The sequence below is a fragment of the Nonomuraea sp. CA-143628 genome (assembly GCF_050942315.1).
Taxonomy (GTDB): Bacteria; Actinomycetota; Actinomycetes; order Streptosporangiales; family Streptosporangiaceae; genus Nonomuraea.
This window is the reverse complement of sequence record NZ_CP192072.1, coordinates 2,718,990-2,735,224: the sequence shown is the minus strand read 5'-3', so window position 1 is coordinate 2,735,224 and position 16,235 is coordinate 2,718,990. Positions and strand designations below refer to the sequence as shown.

Sequence of the window (16,235 nt, the reverse complement as noted above, 5' to 3'; positions counted from 1 at the left end):
GAACGCTAGCTGAGAGTTGTGTAACGTTCCGGAGCTGCGGAGACGACCATCATGCGAGACCATTTACCCTGGGTATACACAGCTACCTCCAAACTAACTGAAGGTATGCCGAACGTAGGAGCCCATGCGCGTCACACTTGCTCACCCTCGCGAGCTGGGAGCACCTGAGCTGAGCCGATGGCGGGCTCTTCAGGAGGGGCACGCGGCCTTCGACAATCCGTTCCTGTCCCCCGAGTTCACGATCACGGTCGGTGAGCTGCGCGACATGGTCCGTGTCGCGGTGCTCTACGACGGGCCCGACATCGTGGGGTTCTTCCCGTTCGAGCGCCATCCGATGGGCATCGGCAAGCCGGTGGCCGCCGGGCTCACCGACGCGCAGGGCCTGGTCCACGCCAAGGACCTGGAGATCGACCCACGCCGGTTGATCAAGCAGTGCGGGCTGTCGGTCTACGAGTTCGACCACCTGGTCGCGGGTCAGCCGCTGATCTCCGGGCGGCACGAGCGCCACCCGTCGCCGATCATCGACCTGCGTGAGGGGCACGGCCCCTACACCGAGTTCCTGCGCCTGCACTCCGGCAAGACGTACAAGACCACCCTGGCCAAGTCGCGCAAGCTCCAGCGCGACGTCGGGCCGATCCGCCACGACTACGCGACCACCGACCCGGCGCCGCTGCACACTCTGCTCGGCTGGAAGACCGACCAATACCGGCGCACGGGGCGCACCGACCGGTTCGCCCAGCAGTGGATCGTCGAGCTGGTCGAGCGGCTGCTGGCCACGCAGACCGAGGGCTTCGCCGGGGTGCTCGACATGATCTACGTGAACGACCTGCCGATGGCCGGGCATTTCGGTCTCCGCACGCGCACCACGCTCGCGGGCTGGTTCCCGGCCTACGACACCCACTACGCCAAATACTCCCCCGGCCTCATCCATCACCTGGCGATGGCCGAGCAGGCCGCCGGTTCCGGCATCCAGGTGATCGACATGGGCCGGGGCGAGAAGGAGTACAAGGAGAAGCTCAAGAACGGCGAGTTCCAGGTGGCCGAAGGGCGGGTCGCCACGGTCGGCGCCGCCTCGGCCGTCCACTGGCTGCTGCGGGTGCCCGTGCGCAAGACGCGGGCCACCGTGCTGGCCAACCCGCTGCTGCACAGGACGGCCGACCGGGCGCTGAAGACGTTCGGGAGACTCCGCACGGCCCTCCAGTCGTGAGGGCGATCGCCGAACGCACCGGGCGTCACTGCCTGCTGCTCCCCTCCAACCGTCTCGGCCTCTACCTCGCGCTGCGTCACTGGTGCACGCCGGGCCAGCGGCTGCTCATGTCGCCGATCTCCGCCGACGAGATCCTCTTCCTGGTGCTGGCGGCGGGCCTGCGCCCGGTGATCGCGCCGCTGTCGCGCCGTGACGGCAACATCGACGCCACCCGCGTCAACCTCGGCCAGGTGGACGCCGTCCTGACCACCAACCTGTACGGCCTGCCGGACACCGTGTCCGCCTTCACGGGAAAAATCCTGATCGAGGATGTCGCCCACGCCATGGAGACCAGCGTGGCCGGCCGCCCCCTCGGCACGTTCGGCCAGGCCGGAGTCTTCAGCCTGTCCAAGCATCCGGGGGCCGGTTCGGGCGGGGTCCTCGCGGTGGAGAGCCTGGCGGACCTGCGCGCGCTCGAACGGGCCCGCGACGCGCTGCTGGAGCCGGGCGCCTTCCGCGCCGAACTGCTGGCCGTGACCACCTCGATGGCCCGCCAGGCCGCCCTCCGGCTCGACCTGGTCCGGCCCGCGCTCCGGCTCTCGCGCCTGCTGGGCATGGAGGAGTCGCGGGAGGGCTACCGCATCTCGCTGCGGCCCGACGAGCTCGCGGCGGCCATGAAGCAGGTGCCGTCGCTGCCGCCGTTCGATCCGTGGGTCCGCGCCGATCTGCACGACTACCGCGCCCGGAGAGGGGCGCTCGCCCGCTGGTACCAGTCGAGGCGGCTGGCCAAGGTGCCCGGGGAGCGGGCCCGCCGGTTGGCGGGGGTGCGCTCGCTGGCTGAGCTGCCGTCGGTGGCGGCGGGCGTACGGGATCAGGTCGACCAGCCGTTGTTCCGGGTGCCGCTGCTCGTGCGCGACCGGGACGCGGCCATCGCCGCGCTGGAGCGGCGCGGGGTGGTGACGGGCTACCTCTACGACCCGCCGTACGACGACTATGCGCCCGCCTTCACCGACCCCTCCCCCGATCCGGGCCCGGCCCGCTGGTGGGCCCGCCACGCCCTGCCCGTCGACCCGGTCTACGCCGCCCGCTCCCTGCCGATCCTGCGCGAGCTCGAGCCCGCCTGAGACGGCTATGCGCCGGTGGCCGAGCTACGGGTGAGTGGCTGGGCTTCGCGCCGGCGGCTGGGGCTACCCGCCGGTGGCCGCGCGGATCAGCTCGGCCACCGTCCGGCAGCCGCGCCTGACCTCGGCCAGCGTGGCCGAGCCGTACCCGATCACCAGGCCGTGCAGGCGCTCGGTGCCGTAGTGGTGGCGGGCGGTGGAGTCGAGCAGCACGCCCTGCCGCCGCGCGGCGGCGACCAGCCCGGTGACCGTTTCGAGCGGCAGCTCCGCCACCAGGTGCAGACCGGCCGTGTCGCCGCGCAGGCGGCACACCGGGCCCAGGATCTCGACGATCGCGCCGCGCCTGCGGGCGTACTCCAGGCGCATCCTGCGCAGGTGACGGTCGAGGTCGCCGCGCTCCAGGAGGGTCGCGACGGCCTGCTGGACCGGGCCGCTGGTGCGGTCGGAGATCGAGCCGCGGATGGCGGCGATCCGGTCGAGCAGCTCGGGCGAGCCCACCAGCCAGCCGACGCCGATGTCGGGGGCGAGCGTCTTCGAGAGCGTGCCGAGCAGGACGACGCGCGAGGGGTCGAGGCCGTAGAGGGCGGGCAGCGGCGCGACGTCGTAGCGGAACTCGGCGTCGTAGTCGTCCTCCACGATGATCGCGCCGGTGCTCCTGGCCCAGGCGAGCAGCCGTTCCCTGCGCGGGATCGGCAGGCGCCCGCCGAGTGGGTACTGGTGGGCCGGCGTGGTGTAGAGGACGCGGAGGTCGTCGGGGAGCGCCTCGACGATCACGCCCTCCTCGTCGACGGGACACGGCACGACCTTCGCGCCCCTGGCCCCGAACACCGTACGCGCCACGTGATAGCCGGGATCCTCGACGCCCGCCCGGCCGCCCTCACGCAGCAGCGCGAGCGCGCACAGGTCGAGGCCGTTGCCGGTGCCCCTGGTGACCAGGACGTTCTCGGGGCCGACCGTCACGGCCCTGGCCCGCCGCAGGTGGTCGGCGAGCAGTTCGCGCAGGTACGGCAGGCCGTACGGGTCCGGGTGGTCGCCAGGAGGCAGGTCGGCGGCCCTGCGCCAGGCCCGCTTCCAGGCCGCGCGGTCGTAGTCGCGCACCCAGGGAGTGCCGGGGGTCAGGTCGATCATCCGCTCGGCCGGTGGGCGCGGCGGCGGCTCGGGCGCGGCCGGCGGCTCGACGGCCAGGTGTGACGCCTCCAGCGCGGCCACGAACGTGCCGGAGCCGTGCCGCCCCTCCAGCCACCCCTCCGCGTACAGCTGCTGGTACGCCTCCGTGACCACGGTCCTGCTCACGCCGAGCTGCTCCGCGAGCCCGCGCGAGGACGGCAGGCGCTCTCCCGGCGCGAGCGTCCCGGCCAGCATGGCCCGGCGCAGCCAGCCGGTGAGCTGTGCCGAGAGCGGGACGCCCGACTCCCTGGACAGGGATACAGGCAGGTCGACGAGGGTGCGCACGAAAGTGGTCTCCGGGAAGCGGTCATTAGTGGCCCTACAGGCTATGTCCACTTTCTCATTACCGTGGCCCCATGCTCTCCACCACACCCCGCACCAAGCTCGGCCGCTCCAAGGAGCGTGGCAGCAGCGACAGGAACGACCTGTACGAGGTGCTCGACGCCGGGCTGATCTGCCACCTGGGTGTGGTGGTCGACGGCCACCCCATGGTGGTGCCCACCGGATACGGGCGCCTGGGCGAGACCCTCTACCTGCACGGCTCCACCGGCGCGCGGTCACTGCGCGCGAGCGAGGGCACGGACGTGTGCGTCACCGTCACCCACCTCGACGGCATCGTGCTGGCCCGGTCGATCTTCCACCACTCCGTCAACTACCGTTCCGCGATCATCTACGGTCGCGCGCGGCTGCTGACGGACCCGGAAGAGCGGCTGGCCGGGCTCCGCGCGGTGTCCGAGCAGCTCGCGCCGGGCCAGTGGGACTACGTCAGGGAGCCGTCGCCCAAGGAACTGGCCGCGACGGCCGTGCTGGCCCTGTCGCTCGAAGAGGCGTCGGTGAAGATGCGGAGCGGCGTTCCTCTGGACGAGGAGGAGGACTACGAGCTGCCCGTCTGGGCCGGGGTTCTGCCGCTCGTGACGTCCTGGGGGGAGCCTGTGCCGGATCCGGTACTCCCAGAAGGTATCGACGTACCTGTTCACATCCGCGGCCGGAGGTAGTTCCATAAATCAGGAACCACCTGGCAAACTTCTCTCCTTGATCACACGTCTCATCAGGTGGGCCCAACTCCTGATGGGGGATGGCGATGGAGTGGAACGCTCCTGGTTATACGGAGATCAAGCAGCTCGGGGCGGGCGGTAGCGGCCGAGTCGTGCTCGCGGTGCACGATGAGACCGGCGTCAAGGTCGCGATCAAATACCTGTCACAGCGGTTACTCGGCGACTCGGTGGCCCTGGCCAGGTTCCAGTCGGAGGCGCGGCTGCTGACCACGCTGCGCGACCAGAACATCGCCACGCTGTGGGAGTACATCCAGGACGGCTACGGCGCGGCCATCGTGATGGAGCTGGTCAACGGCGTGTCTCTGCGAGCGCTGCTGCGCGAGCACGGGACGACGGGGCCGGAGGCGGCGCTGGCCGTGCTCAAGGGCTCGCTGCTCGGCCTGGCCCGAGCCCACTCGCACGGACTGGTGCACAAGGACTACAAGCCCGAGAACGTGATCGTCCGCGACGACGGGGCCAGCAAGCTGGTCGACTTCGGCATCGCGGTGCGGCAGGGGACCGCCTCGCGGGCCGAGGGCACGCCCCCGTACATGGCGCCCGAGCTGTGGGAGAACATGCCCGCCTCGCCCGCCACCGACGTGTACGCGGCGACGGCGGTGTTCTTCGAGTGCCTGACCGGGCACCGGCCGTACCGGTCGACCGAGCCGAGCGTGCTCGGCTACCAGCACATGCACGCGCCGATCCCGGTCCACGACGCGCCCGAGCCGGTGCGCGAGCTGATCACCCGCGGCATGGCCAAGGACCCGGCCGCGCGGCCCGTCAGCGCCGCCGCGTTCGTCATCGAGCTGGAGGCGGCGGCGCGGGCCGCGTACGGCGAGGACTGGGAGGAGCGCGGCAGGCGGCGGCTGGCCGGGCTGGTGGCCCTGCTCGCCCTGCTCCTGCCCATGCCCCAGACGCCCCCCGCCGAGGTCACGACCTCGCTGGCGCAGACCGTCTTCCGTACGACGCTGCGTACGGCCAAGCACAACGCGGCCCGGCTGGCCATGGGCGTGGGGGTGGTCGCGGTCGCGACCATCGCCGTGATCGTCGTGCTGTCGAGCCGCGACCAGGCCGTGGAAGTGGCCCTGGCGAGGCCCTCGCAGTCGCAGGGCCCGGCCGAGGAGGGCTCACCGCCGGCCACGCCGGTCACGTTGAGCCAGCCGCCCGAGGAGTCCCCGGTCGGCCTCCCCCGCGACCAGCCGACGGCACTGGCCGTAGCCTCCCCCAGCCCCAAGCCGCACACCGCCGAGCCGGTGGTGGCCACATCGCCACCGACCACCAAGCCCGTGCCCACTCCCAAGGTGACTTTCACCAAGCCTGTCAAACCCACTCCCACTGTCACCAAGCCCGTCAAGCCCACTCCGAAGGTCACCAAGCCCACGCCGACGAAGACGCCTAAGCCGCCCAAGACCATCACGCCGACGCCGATCGTCACCGTGACCACGCCGACGGTGACGCCGACGCCGGTCCCGGTGACCTCGGTCGCGGGGCTCACGCTCGGCGGGCTGACGTTCAACGACGACAACGTGGCCGGCTCCTCGCTGTCCATCCGCACCACCGGCACGGGACGGATCACGGCGACCGCCGCCTGGTCCGTGGACGGCGTCGGCGTACGCAGCCAGACTCTGCGGCTGAGCGGCGACCGGTCCTATGACCGCCCGCTCAGCTACACCGCGGACGAGCGCCCGTGCGGCAAGACCGTCACGCTGACCGTCACCACCTTCCCCGCCGCTCCCGGCGGGGCGCGGACGGCCACGGTGAACGTACCGCCGTGTCCCACGCGGGTGACGGGCCTGCGGGTCTCGCTCGACCTGGCCGCCTCGCCGGGCCGTACGGCTCAGGCCCGGGTCAGGGTGACCACCAGCGGCACCGCCGAGGTGCCCGTCGAGGCCGCCTTCGCGCTGAACGGCGACCAGGTCTCCACTCGCTCGGCCACCCTGTCCGGCCGCACGGCCTACTCGCGGGCATTCAGCCACGCCTTCAGGTCCCGCCCGTGCGACACCACCGTCTCGGTCGTGGTCCGCGCGGGCGACCGGACGGCCACCGCCCGGACCAGGGTGACCTGCCCGCCGAGCGTGCGGAAGGTATCGATCGTGCGGGCCTCGCTCAGCCCGCGCGGCCCGGCCACCGCGGTCGTCGCCGTGACCACCGACAACGACCAGCCGGTACGGCTCAGCGTCGCCTTCTCCCTCGGCGGCCGGATCGCGCACACCGAGACCCTGACCCTGTCCGGAGACACCTCCTACACCAGGACCGTGAGCTACACCTTCGACAAGGTGCCGTGCGGCACGTCCTGGCTCGTGACGGCCGCCACCCGGCCCACGGCGGACAACGGCGGCGACAGCTCGGGCGGCAAGACCGCGGCCTGCCAGGAGGACCCGCCCACGGACGACGACCCACCCAAGGACGACCCGCCGAAGGACGACCCCACGAAGGACGGACCGAAGACCCCGGCCCCTGACCCGTCGTCCGACGATTCGGGAACCATTGGTTGACCTCCGTATTCATACTGTGTCCGGACATTAACTGTGGGAAAGCGGTCGCCTCTGGTTAAGCTACGGTCCGTCTGATGAGGGTGGGGGCCCAGAGGACCGCAGAGGGAGACCGCATGTACGACGACCATGGTCAGTGGGGGGTCCCGGGCTACACCGAGATTCGCGAACTCGGCGCGGGATCCGCCGGGCGGGTCGTGCTGGCTCGGCGGGACCATGACGGCGTGGAGGTGGCCGTCAAGTACCTGTCCGACGAGCTCCGGTCCGACGTCGGCTTCGTGGCCCGGTTCCGGCACGAGGCCCGGCTGCTGGGCACCATGCGCAGCCCGCACAACGCCCGCCTGATCGACTATGTCGAGGCCGGCGGGGGCGCGGCCATCGTCATGGAGCTCGTCAACGGGGTCTCCTTACGGGAGCTGCTCAGGTCGGAGGGTCCCACGGGCCCGGAGGCCGCGCTGGTGGTGCTCAAGGGCTCGTTGCAGGGCCTGGCCGCGGCCCACGCGATCGGCGTCGTGCACCGCGACTTCAAGCCCGAGAACGTCATGGTCCAGGGCGACGGCTCCAGCAAGCTGGTCGACTTCGGCATCGCGGTCAGGACCGGCGAGGACGCGAGCGCCGCCGGCACCCCGCCGTACATGGCGCCCGAGCAGTGGTCGGGCGCGTCCGCCGCACCCACCACCGACGTGTACGCCGCCACCATCGTGTTCTTCGAGTGCCTGACCGGCACCCGCCCCTTTCGCTCGCCCAACCTCGCGGCACTGGCCCGCCAGCACCAGAGCTCGCCACCGCCCATCGAGGAGGTGCCCGGCCCGCTGCGGAACCTGGTCGAGCGCGGCCTGGCCAAGAACGCCCTCGATCGCCCGTCGTCCGCCGAGGCGTTCCTGACGGAGCTCGAAGCGGTCGCGGCCAGGGCGTACGGGTCCGACTGGGAGGAGCGCGGCAGGCGCCGTCTGGCCCGGCTGTCCGGCCTGCTGCTCATGCTCTTCCCCGGCCCGCCCGAGGTGCCGGCCGAGGCGCAGACCTCGCTGGCCGAGACCCGTTTCACCGAGCCGCGCGGGCTGCTGAGCAGGCTCTCCACGAAGATCCTGGTCGGCACCGCCTGCACGGGCCTGCTGATCGGCGTGGCGATCGTCCTGGTGAAGACCATGTCCGACGAGCCCGCCCTGCAGGCGCAGACCACGCAGGTGACGCCCACGACGACGGCGCCGGAGCCGTCCGCCGCGGCCGAGGAGGAAGAGGAGCCTTCCGAGGAGCCCACGCCGACGGCGAAGGAGACGACGCCGGAGCCGACGACCCCGGCGAGCACCGCGCCACCGCCCGTCATCAGCGCGACGCCGAAGCGGACACCGACTCCCACGCCGACGCGCAAGCCCATCAGGACCGTGAAGCCCAGGCCGTCGAAGACCGTCATCAGGACCCCGCCCCCGGTCGCCTCGACCGAGCCCGAGATCACCGGCACGGTCGACGACCCGCCGCCGGGGGCCACGGCCGCCGCCACGAAGCCGCCCACGACCGCGCCGCCGACCGTCCGCCCTACGCGTACCCTCAGCAGCCCGGCCCCCTCCTCCGACCCGCCGAGCAGCCCCGGCGACGACGGCCGCGGGAAAGGATGAACACGGACTCCGTCACCGCGCGACGGCGCCCTGCCGGGGCTCGTGCTGGTGACGACTGGCGCACTTCCGGTCACACTTGCCGTTAAGCGCCGCATGGCGGGATGACATCGGACGAAGCACGAGAAGGGCATCGGGGGGCTACGGCGATGGACAACCCGAGGAACGGTATCGCCGGCTTCCGGCTCACCGAGCACACCTGGAACACCGAACTGGGCAACTGGATCGACGCGATCTCGCCCGATGGACGCCGGGCCGGGGCCCTGCTGTTCGACCCGAAGATCATCGGGCTGCCCGGGGTGCGTGAGCGCGTCGTGGCGACGGTTCTGACCGACCAGCGGCTGGTCCTGGGCGGGCTGGCCGGGCTGATCCCCGTCGCCGACGTCGTCGCGGCGGGCGAGCAGGTCTGGCTGCTCACCGCGCAGGCCGTGAGCCCGACGCTGTCGGACCTGCTGGCCTCGGGGGCGATCGACGCGAGCGGCGCGGCGGCCGTACTGGCGGAGACCGCCCAGACCCTCCTCGCGCTGCACGCGGCCGGGGTCACCCACGGCTCGGTGCATCCCGGCTCGGTGGTCATCACCGCCGAAGGCGCGGCGCTGCTGTCGGAACGCGGCTTGTCCGACGCCATCCGCGGCCAGGTCTCCCCACCGGAGCGGGACGTGGCGGCGTGGGCGTCACTGGCGAGGGCACTGGCCGCCGCGGTCACGCGGAGCGCCCCGCGCGCGGCGGCCCTGTTCGAGCGGGCCGCGGTCACCACGACGACGCACGGCCTGGGCACCGCCAGGTCCGTCGTGCTCTCCGAGCCCGCAGCGCTGCCGGGCGGGGCGATCAGGCACGATCAGCTGGCCCAGGCGGCCCGCGGCAGGTCGGCGTTCGCGCATCCTCCCGTGGAGGCGCAGCCGCCGCTCGACGAGGGCGACATCGTCACGCTGCTCGCCGTTCCCAGCCCCCATCAGACTCCGGTGCACTTCGGGCCGGGCGTCAGCTCAGGAGTGAGCACGGAGTCGCCGCAGGCCGGCACCACGGCCGAACGGATCTGGCGTGAGGGCCGGGAGCAGGTCGGAACGGTCCAGCGCGGCGGAAAGCCGGGGAAGGCGGCACGGGCGAGGCGGCGCCGGACCATCCTCGCGGCGATACTGTTCGCGGTCATCATGGGCGGCGCGATACTGGCCTGGCTCAAGCTGAGCGGCGCGCCGGAGCTGGCGATCAAGTCGATCGACGTCGTGGCCCCGAAGAAGACGCAGGGCTGCGACAGCGCCGTCGTGGTCACGGGCAAGATCGTCACGAATGGCGAGGCGGGCGAGATCAGCTACGAGTGGCGCAAGAACCTGGACAAGGAGGTCGTCAAGCAGACACTCCGGACGACCGCCGACCAGACCTCCTACACCGTGCCGCTTCGATGGACGCTCAAGGGCAAGAGCACCGTCAAGGCCACGGCCACGCTGCGGGTGCTGTCCCCCGGCCCGCTCAGGACGGACAAGGCGAGCTTCACGTACAAGTGCTGAGCGCTGATCTTGAGCGTTGGTGCCGAGCCAGCAATGCATATCAAAGCCGTTGTTACTACGCTGACGAACATGACCACGCAGACCCCCTCGGGCTGGTACCCCGACCCCTACGGATCGCCCCAACTCCGTTGGTGGGACGGCGGCCAGTGGACGGACGCCACCCACCCGCTGGAGCAGGGGGCGTCACCGCAACAGCAACCGTCTTCCGGACCGCAGCAGCAGTCGAGCCCCGACTGGTCCGCCACGCCGGCGAACCCGACGCGGCAGTTCGGGCAGCCGACGTACGGACAGGCCGCGTACGGGCAGCCGACGCAGGAACAGCCCGCGTACGGGCAATCCACCCAGGGCCAGTCCGCGTACGGCCAGCCTTCGCAAGGCTCGTATGGGCAGCCCGGTCAGGGCCAGTGGGGTGGCACGCCGCTGCCCGGCCCCGGCTACGGCACACAGCCGAAGGAGAGCAATCCGCTGCCGTGGGTGTTCGGCGGCCTCGCGGCGCTGGTGGTCGTCGGCCTGATCGTGGTGGCCGGGATCTTCTTCGTCAACCGCAACACCGACGGCACCCTCGCCTCGTCGCCGACGCCCAGCGAGACGGAGCAGCTGCCGCAGCAGCAGGAGACCACCGAGCCGCCACCGAGCATCACAGAGCTGCCCCAGCCCCAGGACGGCCGCATCACCGACCCGCAGGCCAACCTGTCGTACCAGGTGCCCGAGGGCTGGAAGGTGCCGGCCGCCAGTTCCCTGAACGGCAGTGACCCGTCCCAGCAGGCCTGGTCGAGCGGCGTGGGGGCGACCTCGCAGGAGAAGTACAACGGCAAGGACGACTGGAGCGGCAACATCTACACAGGGCTGCTCAACAAGCAATACCCCTACACGGGGACGACCGGCTTGGGGGACACGGCCAAGACGGTGTTCGTGGACTTCGCCCAGTACTACCCGGTTACCCACACCAACAAGATCATTCAGGACAAAGCACTCAAAATCGGCGACAAGTCCGCCTGGGTGCTCCAGTTCCAGCTCGACTTCTCGAAGGAGTCGAAGGCCAAAGGTTACAAGTGGAACAAGGAAAACGGCGCGATCGTGGTGATGGATCGCGGCGCGGGCCAGAGCCCAGCCCTCGTATACGTGTCAGTTCCGGACAATTTGGGCACCGACGTGGTCGAGAAGGTTCTCAGCTCGCTCAAGCCCGCGTAACCGGTGGCACTAGGCTGGTGGGGTATTCAGGCGGGCGGATGACTCCGAGCCGCTTGGGCGAGGAGATCGAATGAGTGACTTGCTGGTCTGGATCGACTGCGAGATGACCGGGCTCGACCTGGGTCGCGATGCGCTCGTCGAGGTGGCGTGCATCATCACCGACAGCGAGCTCAACCAGCTGGACGAAGGCGTCGACGTGGTCATCAAGCCGCCGCCCGAGTCGCTGGAGCAGATGTCGCAGGTGGTCCGCGAGATGCACACCGCCTCGGGGCTGCTGCCCGAGATGGCGGGCGGGGTGACGCTGGCGGAGGCGGAGTCGCTCGTGCTCGACTACATCCGCCGCCACATCCCCGAGCCGAAGAAGGCGCCGCTCTGCGGCAACTCCATCGGCACCGACCGCACGTTCATCGCGCGCGACATGCCCGTGGTCGACGGCTATTTGCACTACCGGATGATCGACGTGTCGTCGATCAAGGAGCTGGTCCGCCGCTGGTACCCCCGGGTCTACTTCGCGGCCCCGGAAAAGCAGGGCGGACACCGCGCTTTGGCCGACATCACGGAGAGCATCAGGGAGCTCCGCTACTACCGGGCGGCCATCTTCGTCGGCCAGCCCGGCCCCGATTCGGCCACCGCCAGAGCGGTCGCCGAGCGTGTCAGCGGCTAATCGAGTGGCGTAAAGACTCCCGAAGAACGCTACACTTTTCCTGTGCCGCCACGTCGGCGGCCAATGGTGGGTGTAGCTCAGCTGGTAGAGCGCCAGGTTGTGGTCCTGGATGTCGAGGGTTCAAGTCCCTTCACTCACCCCATGCACGCGGCCGGTCCTTCGGGACCGGCCGTTGTCGTTTTTCTACGGCAACGTCCCCAAAACATGACATTGCGAGTTATGCTCGCTGTCTACCGCTTACGCCGGATGCGCGGGGGCCTCGGCGATCTGACCGTCTGCGCGCGCCCCCGGAGGCCGGATGAGAGTCGAAGACGCAGCGTTCGATAGCGTGTTCACGTCCCTGAGCAAGCGCGAAACCGAGGTCATGGACCTGATCGCCACTGGGCAGTCGAATGGGCAGATCGCGCAGCGGCTGTTTCTCAGTGAGAAGACGGTCAAGAACCATGTCAATCGCATCTACGCCAAGCTCGGCGTGGACTCGCGCGTCACCGCGATCGGCCTCTGGCAGTCTCGCCCCAACCTGCCCTGATCCGGCCATCTCGCGCGTTTCGCCGTGACGGGCTGCCTCATGTGACGGCCCTTCTCAGGTGACGGGCCCTCTCGCGTGCGGGCTGTCTCGCGTAGTGGGGCCGGTTCGCGTGGCGGGCCGTCTCGCGTAGCGGGCTGTTTTGCGTGGCGGGCTGTTTTGCGTAGCGGGCTGTTTTGCGTAGCGGGCTGTCTCGCGTGACGCCGTCACTTCTCCACGAGACCAGTCGCAGCGGCGATCCGACCCAGGATCTGGCGCAGCGCCGCCACCTCGGCGGGGTCGATGGCGCTCAGCAATTCCTCGTCGTTCCGCCTCGCCAGCGCGAGCGTCTGTTGCCGCAGGTCCTGGCCGGTCGGCGTCAGCTCGATGAGCTGGCGCCGACGGTCCGCGGTGTCCCGCACCCGTCGTACGGCACCGAGCTTCTCCAGTTCGTCGAGCATGTCGACGACCACACTGGCGGTCACCCCGATGGCCTTGGCCAGCTCCAGTTGCGCCCTGGGCCCGCCGACCAGGAGCTCCAGGACGGCACAGTGCCGCGGACGCAGACCGAGCGGGGCCAGGCGATCCGCGAACTGCCCATTCGCCTGCTGGCCCAGCTTGCCCAGCAAGAACCCCACCGTGCCGATCAACGACTCTTCCACCGTCACACCACCAATGCTAGCCTAGCCATATGATTCGGCATCCGAATGATATGGCTACCTCACTAAATGCGCGCCGATTCGGCGGACTTGTCGCGCTCCTTACCGTGGTCACATCCGGCTACTTCGCGGTGTCCAGCCTGGCGGACCCGGGCGGGCTGGTGCCTGGAGGCGATCAGACCGCCCCCAGGACCTATGCCGCCTACATGGCGGCCCGCAGCGTGGTGCTGCTCGGCGGAATGGTCTGGCTGCTGGCCCTGCGCGCGTGGCGTTCCCTTGGCCTGCTGCTCGCATTGAACGGCGCGGTCCAGATCGGCGACGCGGCGATCGGCGCCGCTCACCATCAGGTCCCTCAGACGATCGGCCCCCTGGTCTTCGCCGCCGCCCTGCTGATAGCCGCCCGGCTGCTCACCGGCCGCAACCCGGCCCCGGGACGAATCCAACCGACCTCACTGTGAGAACCGAGGCGTCGTCCCGCCGCGGCATGACCGCCCCCGGTGATTCCCTGCGGGGAATCGTGCTCCGTCACCCGCGTGGGCTAAAAAGGGAGGCGTGGAACGATTCGCGAGCGAGCTGCGGCGATGGCGGAGCAGTCGGCGGGTGAGCCAGCTGGAACTCGCCAACCGGGCCGGCACCACCCAGCGTCACCTCAGCTTCATCGAGCGCGGCCGTTCCCGTCCCGGGCGGGCCATCGTCGTGCGCCTGGCCGAGTCACTCGAGCTGTCGCTGCGCGAACGCAACGGCCTGCTGCTGGCGGCCGGCTACGCTCCCGTGTTCCCCGAGTCGGGTCTGGACGACGCCATGCTGCGCCCCGTACGCGAGGCTCTGGACAGCATCCTCGACGGGCACCTGCCGTATCCGGCGGTCGTCGTCCGGCCCTACGGCGAGCTGCTGGCGGCCAACGCGGCCTTCGACGTCCTCACCGAGGGGGCGGCGGCCGAGCTGCTGGAGCCGCCGGTCAACGTGCTGCGGCTCGCCCTGCATCCCAAGGGCATGGGGCCTCGGGTGGTCAACCTCGCGGACTGGGGCCGGCACATCATCGAGAGCCTGCGGGCCGAGCTCCTCCGCAGCCCGGATCCACGGCTGGACGCGTTCATCGCCGAACTGGAGTCGTACGTGCCCGACGCGGTGCCGGGGAGCGATCATCTCGGGTTCGCGGTGCCGCTGCGGTTGCGTACCGGCGATGCCGAGCTGCGGCTGCTGACCACGCTCACGTCCTTCGCCACCGCGGTGGACGTCACGCTGGCCGAGCTCAAGCTGGAGGCGTTCCTGCCCGCCGACGCCGCCACAGCGGCCTTCCTGCGGTCCCGCCACCGTGACTGACCCCACGTGGGCTCCCCCGCCCATCCCTCGCCGCTGACCCCGGCTCGGGGCCGCCGATCCCTCGCCGCTCACCCCGACCCGGGCCGCCCGCTCGCCTCCCGCTCACTCCGGCTCGGCTCGCCTGCTCACCCCGACCACAGACCCCCTCCTGACCTCCACGCAAGCAGGGTCGCAGCGGGCCTGAGGTCGCAGTGGGGTAGGCGTCGCAGCCGGGCTGAGGTCACAGTGGGGTAGGCATCACAGCCGGGCTGAGGTCACAAGCCGAGCAGGCGTCGCAGCCGGGCAGGGGCGCGAGCCACAGCCAGGCCCGAGCACAGTGCCGGTGGAAGCTTCGGCCAGGCGGCGACGTCGCGTGGACGTCGCCGCGTGTCAGAGGGTTGGCGGCCCAAGCCCGGTGCCAGCTGCGGGAGGGCCGCCGAAATGGCCGCGAGGCCGCGTTCTAGGTCGGATTCGCGACCTAAGCCCGTGCCATCTGCGGAAGAGCCGCCGAAATGGCCGCGAGGCCGTGTTCCAGGTCGGATTCGGGAATGTTGAGCGCGGGCCTCAGCCGTACCGAACGCGGCCCGCAGGCCAGGAGCAGTACGCCTGCCTCGTCCCGCAGTCGCGTGACCAGCGCGTCGCGCGCGGCCCCGTCGGGCAGGTCGAACGCGCACATCAGGCCGCGCCCCCGGGCGTTGGAGACCAGGTCCGGGTGTTCGGCCTGCAGCTTGACGAGGCGTTCGACGAGGACGGTGCCGAGGGTGGCGGCGCGCGGGATGAGGTTGTCGCGTTCGACGATCTCCAGGAGGCCGCGCGAGCGGACCATGTCCACCAGCCCGCCGCCCCAGGTCGAGTTGATCCGGCCGCTGACCTGGAAGACGTTGTCGGGGACCAGGTCCACGCGGCGGCCCGCCATGATGCCGCCCACCTGGACCTTCTTCGCGAAGGCCACGATGTCCGGCGCCAGGCCGAGCTGCTGGTAGGCCCAGGGGGTGCCCGTGGTGCCGCCGCCCGTCTGCACCTCGTCCAGGATGAACAGCGCGTCGTACTCGTGACACAACCGCTGCATCGCCTGCAGGAACTGCGGGCGCATGTGGTTGTCGCCGCCCTCGCCCTGGATGGGCTCGGCGATGAAGCAGGCGATGTCGTGCGGGTGCGCCTCGAAGGCGGCGCGCGCCTGGGCGAGCGCGTGCTCCTCGGCGGCCTCGACGTCTCCGAGGTGTACGGCGGGTACGTCGATGCGCGGCCAGCGGAACTGGGGAAAGCGGTCGGTCTTGCCTGGTTCGGTATTGGTCAGGCTCAAGGTGTAGCCGCTGCGGCCGTGAAACGCCTTCGTCAGGTGCATGACCTGGGTGCCGAGGTCGCGGGAGCGGCCCGCCGCCTCGTTGCGGCGGCTCTTCCAGTCGAAGGCGGTCTTCAGGGCGTTCTCGACGGCCAGCGCACCGCCTTCGACGAAGAACAGGTGGGGCAGTTCGGAGTCGCCGAGGACACGGGAGAAGGTCTCGACGAAGTCCGCCAGGTGGGCGGTGTACATGTCGGAGTTGGCGGGCTTGTTACGGGCCACCTCGCCGAGAAGACGGACGAACTCCGGGTCGAAGGGCGGGTTCACGCCGAGCGGCGCGCTGGCGAAAAACGTGTAGAAGTCAAGGTATCGGCGGCCGTTGCCGGCGTCGACGAGCCAGGAGCCTTGGCTGTGTTCCAGATCGAGCACGAGCCGGTAGCCGTCGACGAGTAGATGGCGGGCAAGGCGGTCGTGTACGTCCATGTCACCTCCACGTTGAAACCAGACATGGCATACG

14 protein-coding genes and 1 tRNA gene are annotated in these 16,235 nt (G+C 70.6%); 12 read left to right on the top strand and 3 right to left on the bottom strand.

All coding sequences use genetic code 11. The features are described from left to right. Nucleotides 1-124 precede the first annotated feature (124 nt). Both ACQP2T_RS12860 and ACQP2T_RS12855 read left to right on the top strand, forming a co-directional pair. Nucleotides 125-1,207 carry a GNAT family N-acetyltransferase gene (locus ACQP2T_RS12860; RefSeq protein ID WP_433516369.1) on the top strand — a complete coding sequence of 361 codons (1,083 nt, stop codon included), beginning with the start codon at nucleotides 125-127 and terminating at the stop codon, nucleotides 1,205-1,207. Continuing rightward, nucleotides 1,204-2,310, top strand: coding sequence for a DegT/DnrJ/EryC1/StrS family aminotransferase (locus ACQP2T_RS12855; protein ID WP_433516368.1), 1,107 nt, complete (start codon nucleotides 1,204-1,206; stop codon nucleotides 2,308-2,310). The genes ACQP2T_RS12860 and ACQP2T_RS12855 overlap by 4 nt, the downstream gene beginning before the upstream one ends. A gap of 63 nt (nucleotides 2,311-2,373) precedes the next feature. Here the strand turns inward: ACQP2T_RS12855 and ACQP2T_RS12850 are convergent, their stop codons facing one another. Beyond that, entirely contained in the window at nucleotides 2,374-3,759 is a 1,386-nt protein-coding gene (locus ACQP2T_RS12850; RefSeq protein WP_433516367.1) for a PLP-dependent aminotransferase family protein, read from the bottom strand. A gap of 71 nt (nucleotides 3,760-3,830) precedes the next feature. Between ACQP2T_RS12850 and ACQP2T_RS12845 the strand changes: the two genes are divergently transcribed. The 8 genes from ACQP2T_RS12845 (at nucleotide 3,831) to ACQP2T_RS12810 (ending at nucleotide 12,499) form a co-directional block, all read left to right on the top strand. After that, nucleotides 3,831-4,469 carry a pyridoxamine 5'-phosphate oxidase family protein gene (locus ACQP2T_RS12845; protein WP_433516366.1) on the top strand — a complete coding sequence of 213 codons (639 nt, stop codon included), beginning with the start codon at nucleotides 3,831-3,833 and terminating at the stop codon, nucleotides 4,467-4,469. Nucleotides 4,470-4,555: 86 nt separating this feature from the next. Further along, nucleotides 4,556-7,003, top strand: a complete 2,448-nt coding sequence (locus ACQP2T_RS12840) for a serine/threonine-protein kinase (RefSeq protein WP_433516365.1) — start codon at nucleotides 4,556-4,558, stop codon at nucleotides 7,001-7,003. A 113-nt stretch (nucleotides 7,004-7,116) separates the two neighbouring features. Continuing rightward, on the top strand, nucleotides 7,117-8,613 hold the full coding sequence (locus ACQP2T_RS12835; RefSeq protein ID WP_433516364.1) for a serine/threonine-protein kinase: 1,497 nt from the start codon (nucleotides 7,117-7,119) through the stop codon (nucleotides 8,611-8,613). 146 nt (nucleotides 8,614-8,759) lie between these two features. Then, nucleotides 8,760-10,115 carry a hypothetical protein gene (locus tag ACQP2T_RS12830; RefSeq protein WP_433516363.1) on the top strand — a complete coding sequence of 452 codons (1,356 nt, stop codon included), beginning with the start codon at nucleotides 8,760-8,762 and terminating at the stop codon, nucleotides 10,113-10,115. Nucleotides 10,116-10,184: 69 nt separating this feature from the next. Next, the gene (locus tag ACQP2T_RS12825) at nucleotides 10,185-11,306 is read left to right on the top strand and encodes a DUF2510 domain-containing protein (protein ID WP_433516362.1); all 1,122 of its coding nucleotides are present in this window, start codon (nucleotides 10,185-10,187) and stop codon (nucleotides 11,304-11,306) included. Between the two features lie 70 nt (nucleotides 11,307-11,376). Further along, nucleotides 11,377-11,970, top strand: a complete 594-nt coding sequence (orn, locus tag ACQP2T_RS12820) for an oligoribonuclease (protein ID WP_358178208.1) — start codon at nucleotides 11,377-11,379, stop codon at nucleotides 11,968-11,970. Nucleotides 11,971-12,036: 66 nt separating this feature from the next. Next, nucleotides 12,037-12,112: transfer RNA gene (locus ACQP2T_RS12815), tRNA-His, on the top strand. 156 nt (nucleotides 12,113-12,268) lie between these two features. Further along, nucleotides 12,269-12,499, top strand: coding sequence for a helix-turn-helix domain-containing protein (locus ACQP2T_RS12810; RefSeq protein ID WP_433516361.1), 231 nt, complete (start codon nucleotides 12,269-12,271; stop codon nucleotides 12,497-12,499). Nucleotides 12,500-12,702: 203 nt separating this feature from the next. On the opposite strand, the gene ACQP2T_RS12805 is transcribed toward ACQP2T_RS12810, so the two are convergent. Then, nucleotides 12,703-13,143 (bottom strand): MarR family winged helix-turn-helix transcriptional regulator, encoded by a 441-nt coding sequence (locus tag ACQP2T_RS12805; protein ID WP_433516360.1) that lies wholly within the window; start codon nucleotides 13,141-13,143, stop codon nucleotides 12,703-12,705. 98 nt (nucleotides 13,144-13,241) lie between these two features. Here ACQP2T_RS12805 and ACQP2T_RS12800 point away from each other — a divergent pair, with 98 nt between their 5' ends. Both ACQP2T_RS12800 and ACQP2T_RS12795 read left to right on the top strand, forming a co-directional pair. Further along, nucleotides 13,242-13,592: a hypothetical protein gene (locus ACQP2T_RS12800; RefSeq protein WP_433516359.1), complete on the top strand. Its 351-nt coding sequence runs from the start codon at nucleotides 13,242-13,244 to the stop codon at nucleotides 13,590-13,592. 94 nt (nucleotides 13,593-13,686) lie between these two features. Next, nucleotides 13,687-14,457: a helix-turn-helix domain-containing protein gene (locus tag ACQP2T_RS12795; protein ID WP_433516358.1), complete on the top strand. Its 771-nt coding sequence runs from the start codon at nucleotides 13,687-13,689 to the stop codon at nucleotides 14,455-14,457. Between the two features lie 457 nt (nucleotides 14,458-14,914). Here ACQP2T_RS12795 and lat read toward each other — a convergent pair whose 3' ends face one another. After that, nucleotides 14,915-16,201 (bottom strand): L-lysine 6-transaminase, encoded by a 1,287-nt coding sequence (gene lat, locus ACQP2T_RS12790; RefSeq protein WP_433516357.1) that lies wholly within the window; start codon nucleotides 16,199-16,201, stop codon nucleotides 14,915-14,917. Nucleotides 16,202-16,235: the final 34 nt, after the last annotated feature.